Origin of the sequence: Snodgrassella sp. ESL0304 (assembly GCF_013344995.1) — a bacterium.
Classification (GTDB): domain Bacteria; phylum Pseudomonadota; class Gammaproteobacteria; order Burkholderiales; family Neisseriaceae; genus Snodgrassella; species Snodgrassella alvi.
Map to the genome: position 1 here is coordinate 123201 of NZ_JAAEDR010000013.1, position 13165 is coordinate 136365.

Annotated in this window: 10 protein-coding genes; 8 read left to right on the forward strand and 2 right to left on the reverse strand. The window is 44.8% G+C overall.

Annotated features, from left to right (window positions below):
* Window positions 1–649 precede the first annotated feature (649 nt).
* Genes GYX91_RS06315 through GYX91_RS06325 form a run of 3 tightly spaced genes read left to right on the forward strand, consistent with a single transcriptional unit; the run spans window position 650 to window position 4506 of the window.
* Window positions 650–2155 carry an MBOAT family protein gene (locus tag GYX91_RS06315; protein WP_084564195.1) on the forward strand — a complete coding sequence of 502 codons (1506 nt, stop codon included), beginning with the start codon at window positions 650–652 and terminating at the stop codon, window positions 2153–2155.
* On the forward strand, window positions 2142–3353 hold the full coding sequence (locus tag GYX91_RS06320) for an SGNH family hydrolase (protein ID WP_078475743.1): 1212 nt from the start codon (window positions 2142–2144) through the stop codon (window positions 3351–3353). Before GYX91_RS06315 ends, GYX91_RS06320 begins: the two co-directional genes overlap by 14 nt.
* Window positions 3354–3390: 37 nt before the next feature.
* On the forward strand, window positions 3391–4506 hold the full coding sequence (locus GYX91_RS06325) for an SGNH/GDSL hydrolase family protein (RefSeq protein ID WP_172397125.1): 1116 nt from the start codon (window positions 3391–3393) through the stop codon (window positions 4504–4506).
* A gap of 73 nt (window positions 4507–4579) precedes the next feature.
* Here GYX91_RS06325 and nfsA read toward each other — a convergent pair whose 3' ends face one another.
* Together nfsA and wrbA are read right to left on the reverse strand one after the other, a co-directional pair.
* Window positions 4580–5320, reverse strand: a complete 741-nt coding sequence (nfsA, locus tag GYX91_RS06330) for an oxygen-insensitive NADPH nitroreductase (RefSeq protein ID WP_110414299.1) — start codon at window positions 5318–5320, stop codon at window positions 4580–4582.
* Between the two features lie 20 nt (window positions 5321–5340).
* Window positions 5341–5940: an NAD(P)H:quinone oxidoreductase gene (wrbA, locus tag GYX91_RS06335; protein WP_078475740.1), complete on the reverse strand. Its 600-nt coding sequence runs from the start codon at window positions 5938–5940 to the stop codon at window positions 5341–5343.
* 126 nt (window positions 5941–6066) lie between these two features.
* Between wrbA and GYX91_RS06340 the strand changes: the two genes are divergently transcribed.
* The 5 genes from GYX91_RS06340 (at window position 6067) to GYX91_RS06360 (ending at window position 13132) form a co-directional block, all read left to right on the forward strand.
* Window positions 6067–7293: a YihY family inner membrane protein gene (locus tag GYX91_RS06340; protein WP_174830263.1), complete on the forward strand. Its 1227-nt coding sequence runs from the start codon at window positions 6067–6069 to the stop codon at window positions 7291–7293.
* Between the two features lie 79 nt (window positions 7294–7372).
* A complete protein-coding gene (locus tag GYX91_RS06345) occupies window positions 7373–8704 on the forward strand; it encodes a LysM peptidoglycan-binding domain-containing M23 family metallopeptidase (protein WP_174830265.1) in 1332 nt (443 codons plus the stop codon).
* 75 nt (window positions 8705–8779) lie between these two features.
* Window positions 8780–9544: an exodeoxyribonuclease III gene (gene xth, locus GYX91_RS06350; RefSeq protein WP_174830268.1), complete on the forward strand. Its 765-nt coding sequence runs from the start codon at window positions 8780–8782 to the stop codon at window positions 9542–9544.
* Window positions 9544–10659: an anhydro-N-acetylmuramic acid kinase gene (locus GYX91_RS06355; RefSeq protein WP_174830270.1), complete on the forward strand. Its 1116-nt coding sequence runs from the start codon at window positions 9544–9546 to the stop codon at window positions 10657–10659. The genes xth and GYX91_RS06355 overlap by 1 nt, the downstream gene beginning before the upstream one ends.
* Before the next feature lie 112 nt (window positions 10660–10771).
* Window positions 10772–13132, forward strand: a complete 2361-nt coding sequence (locus tag GYX91_RS06360; protein ID WP_174830271.1) for a DNA translocase FtsK — start codon at window positions 10772–10774, stop codon at window positions 13130–13132.
* Window positions 13133–13165 lie beyond the last annotated feature (33 nt).

The window sequence follows — 13165 nt, forward strand, 5'->3', positions numbered from 1 at the left end:
ATGGTAAAAGTCAAATGTGAATATCAGCAGATTTCAGCTCAGATCATTCTGGAATCCATAGTTAATATTTATATACATACCGGCAATAAATTTTTTACATAATTTGATAATAGCAGAAAACACAGAAATTTTGCCGGTGTTTACTCTGGCTTCGTGCGGAGAAATATTGATATCAGCAAAAGCAGTAAATATTTTTAATATGTTTATTATTTAAATAATAAATTTTTATTTATTAATTTCCTTACATTGTTTCACATATCAAGGTAAAATACTTGTATGTACAAGTCATGTTCAGTGAGCTACTGAATCATTAATAGACTTGAGAATTGACAGCCAATTCAGATTAAGCGAAAAGAATACATATTCCGGTTTGCAGTGTTTATATTTTATGAATATGTATTTTTCATTCACACTGAGAATACTTGTTTATTCTGGTAATGTGAGATTTTTTGTAAGCTTATTCATAATACCGGATCATTGATTGATTATATGCTTTTACAAAACAAATATTGTATGCATATATTAGCTGCCGGAAATAATCCGGATTTAAGCATAAACATGAATTAACTGATTCTCAACTGTTGCTTTTCTTATTATTTATGTTTGGCATGGTTTAACAATCACTACTTTCTGACTGTTTATCTGTTTCATGTTTAGTTTTATATCTATTGAATTCGGCCTTTCATTTATTGTCTTTTTCTGTCTTTACTGGCTGTTGGGCAGCAAACCGAAACTGCAAAATCTGCTTTTACTGTGCACCAGTTATCTGATTGTTTATTTGTGCGGAAAAATACAGGCACTAATTGCATTACTGCTATTTACGGTATTTATTTATGCCACATCTGTACGAATAGTTCATGCCGCTAAACCCAGAATATGGCTGATAACTGCAATCATATGCACTATTCTGAATCTGGCATTATGGAAGTATTTTGATTTTTTCCGCACCTCTGTCAGCTATGGCCTGGAAAGTTTGAAACTGAGTTCCGACTGGCTGTCGGGTATCATATTACCGCTGGGACTGTCCTACTACTCATTTCAGGCCATCAGCTATCTGGTTTCGCTTTATCAGGAGCGATGCCACAATCAGCCTGCCGGTAAAGTTTTTACATTACCGGGTCTGGCCCTGCATCTGGCTTTTTTCCCTACTATTACTGCAGGCCCGATTGCACGCGCCTACGATGCACGCGGGTTAACGGATATATATAAACAGCCCTGCGGCATGGCAACACAAATCTATACTCCGCAACGCCGCAGAATTCTGGCACCTACTCTGGCATTGTGTCTGATTGTAATGGCTTTAATGAAAAACTGGTGGCTGTCCGGCTGGATTGCCGACAACTGGGTAGATCCGGTATTTGCCAATCCCATGCAATATCATAGTCTGGAAATACTGGCTGCCATATATGGCTATACTGTTCAGCTGTTTTTTAATTTTTCCGGTTACAGTGACCTGATGATTGCGATGGGGCTGCTACTGGGATTTCGCCTTCCGGTAAATTTCCGCACACCATTACTGGCACACAATATCCGCGAATTCTGGCTGCGCTGGCACATCAGCTTATCAACCTGGATACGGGATTATATTTATATTCCATTGGGCGGCGGCCGACATGGAATGGCTCGCACTCAGCTTAACCTGCTGATAGCGATGGCATTATCCGGAATCTGGCACGGGACAGGCTGGCATTTTTTAATCTGGGGCTTATTGCATGCAGCCGGGATGATCTTGCTTAATCTGGGCGACTGGCTGTACAGTCGTCTGCGTCATTGTGAATTGAATAAAGCTCGCGACGCTTTGAGTAAAAGTAGCCGGCCAGCTAAAATTGTCAGCATAGTTGTGACTATACATTTTGTATGTTTTTGTTTTATTTTTTTCCGCGCACCTACACTTAACGATGCTATGCTTTTGTTACACGCATTGCTTTACAACAATATTAATGTACCTCTGAGTACCAATCCGTTTTATTTTTTTAGTTTGTTATTGCTGGCATGGACACTGTATCCATTTCTGGCAAAATTTACCAATATGTTATACAAGCGCGCGGATTCTTTGCCACGATACCGTCTGATTCTTCCTTTATTACTGTTAGTGGTTCTGGTATTAATCTGTGCGCCGGCTGGTATTCCGGGATTTATCTATGCCAATTTCTAAATATCGCCGCGTGCCTTCTTACCGCAAAAAGGGAAGTAAAAAAAAGTTTTCCCAGTTCAGGGAAATAACAGATGTTAGTGTAAAAACCATCACGACCGTACCTATTGTCGTTGCAAGTGAAGAAACAGAAACCAGAGAGCGCCCAAAGAAAAGTAATAAACAACAATTTCGTTTTGTTTTACTATTCTTTCTCATCACTGCAACTATTTCACTTTGGCTGATGCAAAATTCTGTCATCGCCTATTATCAGCAAACTTACCACAGCAATAGTATTTTAACGAACCTGAAACAGCAGACATGGTGGCAAACAGGCAGCCATGCCGGCGAAACACTTAATAACGGTGTCAGCCAGCTTAATCAGTATATCAAGTCTGCTAACCTCAGCATCATCACTGCTTTTAATGATAATTATGCCTATACGGACAGCTATAAAGCCAAATTGCAGCAACAACTAAAACTTGCACAGGAACAGCATCGGTTAGCCCAGAAAAAAGCAGCAAAAGAAAATGATATGAAAGCAGCCTTTACGCTTATAGCTGCTGATGAAGTGTTTTTTGCCGGTGATTCATTAATGCAGGGAGTGGCACCGCATGTGCAAAAATGGCTCAGTGATGTTTATGGTATTAAAACCATTAACCTGAGCAAACAGAGTACCGGATTAACCTATCCGAGCTTTTTTAACTGGCCGCAAACTATTGCAAATACGCTGGATAATAATCCGCATATCAAAATACTGGTTATGTTTCTTGGTCCTAATGATCCATGGGATATTCCTGATCCGCATAACGGCAGCAGATTTGTCAGCTTCGCATCTCCTCAATGGGAAAGTATTTACCGCAACCACATCAAAACGATTATGGATAGTGCCCGACAGCATCAGGTCACCGTTTTGTGGCTGACTCCGCCAAGTATGAGAAAACAGAAATTGAATGAGCAAATGATTTATCTGCGTCAGATTACAGCCGATGAAGTAAGCAAAAATCATGGATATGTCGTAGATACCCGCGCAATGCTGGGTAGTAATGGTGATCAATTTTATGATACGGTAACGCAAACCGATGGAAAAAAAATTAAAACCCGCAGTTCAGACGGGATTCATTTTACTGTGACCGGGCAAAAAATTATTGCCCAAAATATTTTTAACCGCTTTAACCTGCCAGCACAAACTATGGATAACGATTCAACAAATGTACAGTAAAAAACATTTTGTCATTTTAAGTTGCTGCCTGTCGATCATGGCCTGTTCAGCAGATCCGGTTCCGGCAAAATCTGGCCGCAAACAGGTATCAGCATCTTCGCAGAATAATCATGCTGCTCAGATAGCCCAGGCATTACAGAAAAAAAGCATCAATATAGTACAAATCGGTGATTCACATACAGCAGCGGATTACCTTACTGATGCTGCCCGTATGTATTTACAGCAGCAATTAGGCAATGGCGGTCCCGGCTGGGCTATGCCGACTCAGTTTCCGGGTTTACGTCTGGCGCGTTTTACCTATCAGAATCAGGGCTGGCAGGCTATCTCCAGCCGTACCGATACCAGCCAGAATTATGCACTTGGCGGTTTGGTAGCTGTTCCTTCTGTGGGGGCTGTGATGACCATCAAAACACGTGGAGAGCCCGAAGCCGAACAAACGGTTACCGTCACTATCCGTCAGGGACCGAATGATGAAGATTTAACGATTACCGACAGTAATGGTAAACAGATTGAACTTGGCGCACAACCCAAAGACAATCAATGGCATTTCAGTCAGTTTAATGCACGTTTTCCGATTACCGTTACCGCCGGTATGAATTTTCAGACAGCCATAGGCGGCTGGTGGGTACGTAATCAAAACCGTCAGGGTGTGGTATTTTCTGCTCTGGGAATTAATGGAGCCCAGCTTACTCAGTGGCAACGCTGGAATACTCAGGCATGGCAGCAGGAGTTGAATGTTATTGCTCCTGACCTGATTATTCTTGCCTACGGTACCAACGAAGCCTATAACGGAGTTGAGATTGAAACCGTTAGACAAAATCTGATTGAAACTATTAACCGCATTCGTGCGGCCTCACCCAACAGCGCCATTATGATTCTTGGTGCACCGGAAAGCCTGAAAAGTACAGCCGGCTCATGCGGCGTACGACCGGAAAAACTCACTGAATTACAGGAAATGCAAAAAGAAGTGGCACAAAGCCAGCAGGTATTTTTCTGGGACTGGCAGGCTGTAATGGGTGGTGAATGCAGTATGAAACCATGGATTAATCAGGGACTGGCCCGCAATGATGGTGTTCACTTTACCTCAAAAGGTTATCAGCGACTTGGTCAGGCACTGGGTGAAAGTATTTTATCCATGCGTCAGCAGCGGTAATTCTACATTTAAATAAAAAACCGGTTCTGCGGGTAATTATCCTGCAAAACCGGTTATTTTTTATTCAGTCTGTTTAACGTTTCGCCAGCCCCTGCTGATGCAAAAATGGCAGAATCTGCGGACGTAAAGGCTGAGAAAAATTGTTAGTCACAGCCTTACTCCAGTTCAGATCCAGACCACTGCGCTCTTTATAATAAGCAGTGAGCTGTTCATCATAAGCAGCCAGTTTGGCTGCATCAAGTGCCTTATAGCGGTTTTCACTCACCAGTGTTTCCAGAGGGAGACGGGGACGATACATCGGATCCTGAGCCGGATGCCCGATACACATGCCGAACAGCGGAAAAGTTAATGGCGGCAACGCCAGTATTTCTGCCGCACGGACGACATTATTACGCAGAGAACCAATATACACACCGCCCAAGCCCATTGATTCAGCTGCCAGAAGACAGTTTTGTGCCATGATACCGGCATCCACAGCACCGAGAATTAATCCTTCAGTCCAGTCCAGCTGGGCTTCAGGAAAAGCCTGCCTGTGTTTTGTGTAATCAATACAAAATACCCAGAATTCTGCAGCAGTACGTACGTATTTCTGATTGGCTGCAACTTCACATAAAGCCGCACGTTTTTCTGCATCTGTGACGCGAATAATCTGGGTACTCTGCATAAAACTGGATGAAGAAGCAGCACGACCGGCCTCCCAGATCGCTTCACGCTGCTCATCCGTTAAAGCTTCTTCAGTAAATTTACGGATGGAGCGATGACGGTAAATAGTCGGTAAAGTAGCTTCACTCTTTAGATTGGTGTGGTAACTCATGATTATTCCTGATATTAATTTTAGCGTTTCAGACGCAGCGCCAGTTCAGCCAGCCGCTTACCCTGCGCAAACGCCAGTGCCTCTTCTTCAGCACTCAATTGGGTATTATTATTATGACCAGCCACATGGCTGGCACCGTAAGGTGTTCCGCCACTATGGGTACCATTAAGCTGTGGTTCACTGAACGGAATACCGCACAACAGCATGCCGTGATGCAAAAGCGGAGTCATCATACTTAAAAGCGTACTTTCCTGACCACCATGCAAACTGGTGGTACTGGTAAATACACAGGCTGGTTTGCCAATCAGACTTCCCGCCAGCCACAGGCTGCTGGTACTGTCGAGAAAATATTTAACCGGTGCAGCACAATTTCCAAACCTCGTCGGACTGCCCAGAGCAAGCGCTGCACAGTTCTGAACTTCATCCAGAGTAACATAAGGCGCTCCTTCATCCGGAATCTCCGCTGCTGTTGCTTCACATACAGCCGATACTTTCGGTACAGTGCGTAACAAAGCTTCACACCCTTCCACACTGTCTGCACCTCGAGCCAGTGCCAGTGCCAGATTACGGGTACTGCCTGACAGGCTGTAATACACCACCAGAATAGGTAAATCGGCCATATACTGCTCCTTGAAGATTGTCTGAAAGCTATTATTGTGCCGTAAGTGTCATAAATTGACCAGCCTGCACGGAAAGTCTGCGCCGTCTGCTCTTTTTGGTTACAATCAGCCATGTGAGGAGTCGCCATGAATATACAATTATTTAAAAGCAAATATTTACAGCAGCGCCTGCCACAGTTTTTATTGTTTGTTGCGCATAACTATCAGCGCTGCAAGCTGCCGCTTATTGCCGCCAGCCTGACATTTACTACGCTGCTGGCACTGGTACCGTTTTTTACCATTACTGTTATTGTCATTAACGCGTTTCCCATGTTTGCAGATATGGCCACACGCTTTAATCAGTTTCTGACCCATATTATTGTACCGGCAGCCGGTGCCGATTCTGTCGGTGACTATCTGTATGACTTCCGAGATAAAGCCAGCGGATTAACTGCTGTCGGTATCAGTTTTATGATTATTACCTCACTGATGCTGATACAGACAATTGAGCATGCATTTAATCAAATCTGGCAGGCACGCGATCAGCGACCACTATGGATTCGTATTCTGATTTACTGGGCACTGCTAACCCTCGGACCGGTAGTGCTGGGGATGAGCCTGTCTTTTATTAATTTATTATCTAATCCGGCCAATATGGCCAATCAGATACCGTTTTACAGCACACTTTTTAAAATTATCACCAATCTGGCGCTATTCACCATTTTATTGTTTTTATTATATAAACTGGTACCATTTTGTTTTGTTCAATGGCAGCATGCTCTGCTGGGTGCTTTCATCACAGCAGTAGGGCTGGATTTATTGCGGCGCGACTTTGCTATTTTTGTTACCTATTTCGGCAATTATCAGAAAGTATATGGTGCATTTGCAGCAATACCGGTTTTTTTAATCTGGCTGAATTTATTATGGTTGCTGTTACTTGCCGGTGCTGTACTTACCTCTTCTTTGCCCTACTGGCATCAGGACAGATTTCGCCATCTGCGTCAGTATCAGCCATTTGAAAATGCACTTGATCTGTTGTATCAACTGGTAACAGCTCAGCAACAAGGACAGGCTGTCAAATCCTGTCTGTTGCAGCAAAAGCTCGGAATCAGTGATAAACATTTAGACCAGATACTTTCTAAACTCGAAAAGCAGCATTATATTGCTTACTGTACTGACGGCTGGATATTGCAAAAAGATCCGGATAAAATCATGCTGTCAGATTTGTATCAACTATTTATTTATCAGCCTAATCACAATTCAGCCGTAGCTACTTCCGTAAACACCCTGCTACAGCCATGTTTACAGCAACTGAATATCAGTCTGTCCCGATGGGCAAGACAACTACAACAGCAAACACAAAATCAATCATAAAAATTATTCTGACACTGGTAATTTCAGATAAATAGTTTTACATTTACCTGTTTTAGGATGGATTGCCCGATACACAACCATGTCCCTGTTAACTCAATCATCAGCCTTGTTTAAGCAGTTCAAACAGAAAATAGCCGCCAAACCAAAACTCTGGTGTGGTATTGCCGTGGCAATCGTATTGCTTCTGATTATACTGGTTGTACTCATATCCGGCCGTAAACACAATTCAGATCGTTATCAGCCAAAGCATATAACACTTAAACTGGCACCGGTTAACATTAAAACCCAGGCGCCTGTACAGAATTTCTGGCGGGACGAAATCGTCCAGCCCGGCGATACGATTAACATGGTACTAAGCCGCTTTGGTATCAGTGCAGATGAAATTCAGCGCATTACCAGTCTTAACATCATCAAAAATAAGGTACAGCATTTACAAGTCAATCAGGTTTTCAGTATCCGTACGGATAACAATGGCCTCCTCACCGATATTCAATTTTTTAATGATGATGATAATGGCGAAAAAAATCTGGTAGCACTGAAAAAAACCGGTAATAACTGGAATGCCGATATCAGCGCAGTGGATACTGAAACCCTGCCGACATTTAAAGCCGTTGTCGTTAAAACCTCTGCACGCGGAGCACTGGCACAAGCTGGTATTCCGGTAGAAATCAGAGAATCACTGCGTGAAATTTTCAAAGACAAAATTGATATTAACTCGCTGCAAAGTGGCGATACTATCCGCCTGATTTACGACAGCCTGTATTATCGCGGTCAGGAACTGGCAACAGGTGATATACGCGCAGCAGAATTCAGCCACAATGGCAATATTTATCATGCCTATTATTACGATACCGGTAATGATGGTAACGGCCAGTACTATGATGTAAACGGTAAACCTTTGCGCAAAGGATTTTCCAGTGTACCAGTCGATGGTGCACGGATTTCCTCCCCCTTTGGTACACGTTTTCATCCGATACTGCAAACTCTGCGTATGCACAGCGGTATCGATTATGCTGTTGCCAGCGGAACACCCATACATGCCCCATCGGATGGTACTGTTGAAAGCTTTGGTATCAAAGGGGGCTATGGCAATGCAGTTGTGCTGCGGCACAACGACAGCATGCAAACCCTGTACGGACACATGAGTGCTTTTGCCAATCTAAGTGTTGGTCAGCATGTACAGGCTGGTGATATTATCGGATACGTAGGCAGTACCGGCGTTTCTACCGGCCCGCACCTGCATTACGAAGTCCGGATTAACGGACAGCCGGTAAATCCGACCAGCGTTGCCCTGCCGACCCGCACACTGAATGCACGTGAACTGGCTGACTTCAAAAAGAAACAGCATCACTGGGATAAGCAGTTATCCGGCTTTCGTAATCTGAATGTTACCATTGCCCAGCTGGATTAACTGATAGCGGTATCTGCTCTGGAACTCACCAAACTTTACGCATACAATACCCGTTTTGCTGAAACAGAATCCATCATGAAAATTGCCACCTGGAATGTGAACTCCCTCAATGTGCGTCTGCCGCATACGCTGCGCTGGCTCGAAGAAAACCAGCCGGATATACTGGCTTTGCAGGAACTGAAACTTGAGCAGGATAAATTCCCGGAAACTGATTTTACCCAAATTGGCTATCATGCAGCATGGAACGGGCAAAAAACCTATAATGGCGTTGCCATACTCAGCAGACAGCCTCTTGAGGACGTAACAGTTGATATCCACGAATTGAATGAACCGCAAAAACGTATTATTGCGGCAACGGTTAATGATGTCAGAATTATCTGTGCTTATTGCGTCAATGGTGAGGCTGTAGGCAGCGAAAAATTTGCCTATAAAGAGCGTTGGTTTGCGGCACTGAATAACTATATCAACACTGAGCTGACACAATATCCCAAAACCATATTGCTGGGCGATTTTAACATCGCACCACACGATACAGATGTTTATGACCCGGTAAAATGGCAGGACAAAGTATTGTGTTCAGCACAGGAACGCAGCTGGTTTCAACAGTTGCTGAATCTGGGATTAACAGACAGTCTGTATTATCTTTACCCGGACAGCACAAACTATACATGGTGGGATTATCGTATGAATATGTTTAAACGCAAACTTGGTTTACGCATAGATCATATACTGATCAGCAATGCGTTATTGCCGGCTTTGCGTGAAGTACAGATAGACAGCAAAGCCCGCGGCTGGGAACGCCCCAGTGATCATGCACCGGTAATGGCTACTTTCGCCTGATGAACAGCACACCTTCTTTTCAATACTATATCGGCCTGATGTCAGGCACCAGCATGGATGGTATTGATGCCGTACTGGCCAAACTTTCCGGTACTCAATGGCTGGGTGTCTGTGCACATGCATTCGTCGCCTACCCGGAAACACTCAGGCAGCAGCTATTATCATTACAAATACCACAGCAGAACGAACTGGCACAGGCAGCCGTACTGGCACAGCAGCTGGCACACCTGAATGCGCAGGCTGTCAGTACAGTGCTCACTACAGCACAAACTGAAGCACGAGCCGTGACAGCACTGGGCTGTCACGGTCAGACCATACGTCATGTACCGGAACAGCATTACAGTATTCAGCTAATGGACTGGGCACTACTGGCCGAACTTACCGGTATCACAACAGTAGGTGATTTTCGCAGCCGCGATCTGGCTGCCGGTGGTCAGGGTGCGCCATTGGTACCGGCCTTCCATCAGGCAGTTTTTGCTGATGAAAAGCAATGCCGTGTGGTTCTGAATCTGGGCGGCATTGCCAATATCAGTGTTTTGCAACCACACCAGCAGGCATTTGGCTTTGATACCGGTCCGGCCAATATGCTGATGGATGCATGGGTACAGCAAAACTGGCAGCAGGAATTTGATTTTAACGGCACACTGGCCGCACAAGGCCGGACAATTGAGCCATTGCTGCAAGCCATGCTCAGCCATGCCTATTTCAGCCAGCCTTACCCCAAAAGCACCGGCCGTGATTTATTCAGTTTCGATTGGCTCAGCCAGTATCTTAACGGACAGGAAAATCCCGCAGATGTATTACGCACTCTGCTTGAACTAACCGCACACAGTGCAGTAAACGCCATTATAAATGCCGCACCTGATGCCGGCAGCGTATATGCATGTGGCGGCGGGGCGCAAAATCTGCTTCTGATGCAAACACTGGCACAGCAGCTTGATTTACACCGGATATCTCTATACAGCACCGATACTTTACAACTTCCGGCACAACTGGTTGAGGCTTCTGCCTTTGCCTGGCTGGCTGCATGCTGGTATCAGCGTCAGCCTGTAGCCACTCATCATGCTACGGGTGCTCATGGTGCACGTATACCCGGCTGCGGTTACTGGGTTTGATACTCCGCAAAAAACCGTTAAATCCTGTTACTAATATCAGATACAGAGCCTGACAGAACGTATAATAACCAGTTAATTTCTGATAAAAATACCAAATTAAGCTGCAACATTTATGGCCACAACACGAAAAAAAACTGCTCCGAGCAAGCAGTTACCGAAAAAACTCAAACCACAGGAAATCAGCAAACCCAGACAGCCATGGTTAATGAATCTCATTAATGATATTTTCTGGCTGCTGGCACTGATGATTACCCTGTTTGTCATACTGTCATTAGCCAGCTTTGATATGGCTGATCCGGCATGGTCACGCGGTATTGCACAAATTAATAAAACTCATAATCTGGCTGGTCTTACCGGAGCATGGCTGTCTGATATTGGCTACTACATTTTCGGTTTATCTGTCTGGTGGTTAATTATTGCTGCCATTATCGCTCTGTATAAAAGCTTTCGTCCGCTCAATGCACGTTCTCTTAACACCAGCGTTGACAGTAAACCCTACAGCAGCTGGCTGGCTCTGAGTGGTTTAGCTGTACTTCTGGTTTTCAGCCCTGCCCTGGAAAATCTGGTATTTACCAGTATGCTTGAAAATGCTCTGCCTATTGGTGCAGGAGGTTTAACCGGGCAGAGTTTCGGAAAACTATTACATCAGTTCTTCGGTATGACCGGCGGTCTGATTATCAGTATATTTATGATGCTGATCGGGCTGTCAATGTTATTGCAGGTATCGTGGTTAACCGTAATCGAAAAACTTGGTGCACAGTTTGAATGGTTCTGGTGCAAATTACTGCGCCGGCCGCAGCGGTTAATTACCGAATTTCCTAACAACAAAACCGTCCGGCGTGTAGTCAGACAGGCCAAAAATATTACAGCAAAAAATATCGAACCGCCCGAGCTTACTACCAGCAACCGTAAAACCGTGGCTGTACGTACAGAAGTACCCGTTGCACAGGATTTAACAGAACCGGCACCGGTATCTGAACCTATAGTAAAAAGTGATAATGGTCTGATTCATTTACCGGATACAGAATTACTCAGCAAACCTTCCGGTCAGCCTGCTGTGGTTAACAGCGAGCTTTTGCAGCAAACGGCTGCACACATCGAATCCCGATTAAAAGAATTCGGCGTTGAAGTAGAAGTGACCAGTGCCACTACCGGCCCGGTTATTACCCGCTATGAAATCGAACCGGCGCAGGGAGTAAAAGGCAGCCAGATAGTCAATCTTAATAAAGATCTGGCCCGCTCCCTTTCAGTACAAAGCGTACGTGTTGTAGAAACCATCGCCGGTAAAACCACAATGGGCATTGAACTGCCTAATGAAGAACGCCAAAACGTTCTGCTGTCAGAAATACTGGGTGCAAAAATCTTTCATGAAGCCGCTGATAAATTAACCATGGCTATGGGGAAAGATATTGCCGGTGCACCCGTGATTGCCAGTCTGGCGAAAATGCCGCATTTACTGGTTGCCGGTACTACCGGCTCTGGTAAATCTGTCGGTGTTAACTGCATGATTCTGTCGATTTTATACAAAGCACAGCCGGACGAAGTACGCTTTATCATGGTAGACCCGAAAATGCTGGAATTAAGCGTATACGACGGCATTCCGCATCTGCTTGCTCCGGTAGTTACCGATATGAAAGAAGCAGCTCAGGCACTCAACTGGTGTGTTACCGAAATGGAAAAACGTTACCGGCTGTTAGCGCATGTCGGAGTACGCAACATTACCGGCTTTAATGACAAAGTAGCAGCTGCCAAAGTAGCATCAACGCCACTGGTTAACCCATTCAGTACCAATCCGGACGATCCGGAACCATTGGATAAACTGCCTTATATCGTGGTTGTTATTGATGAGCTGGCTGACCTGATGATGGTAGAAGGCAAAAAAGTAGAACAGCAGATTGCCCGGCTGGCACAAAAAGCCCGTGCTGCCGGTATCCACCTGATACTGGCAACACAGCGCCCGAGCGTTGATGTGATTACCGGACTGATTAAAGCCAATATTCCCACCCGGCTTTCATTTCAGGTATCCAGCAAAATTGACAGCCGTACCATTCTGGATCAGATGGGTGCTGAAAACCTGCTGGGTAAAGGTGATATGTTGTTTTTACCGCCCGGTCAGGCTGAACCCACCCGTCTGCATGGTGCATTTGTCTCCGATGATGAAGTTCATGCCATCGTTAACTTCATTAAACAGCAGGCTCCTGCCCAATACGTAGAAGGCTTATTATCGGGAGAGGCTGCTCAGACTAATGTTAATCAGGTTAATCCGAACGCCAACAGTGACGAATTATTCGATCAGGCGGTAGCCTTTGTACTGGAAACCCGTAAAACATCTATTTCATCTTTACAACGCCATCTGCGCATTGGTTACAACCGTGCAGCAAATCTGATGGAAGCACTTGAAGCCGCAGGTATTGTTTCACCTGCCGAGCTGGGCGGCAGCCGGCGGATTCTGGCACACAAAGACAGCCTGTAAAGATTAATTACCCTTCTGTGTGTAAGGGGATAT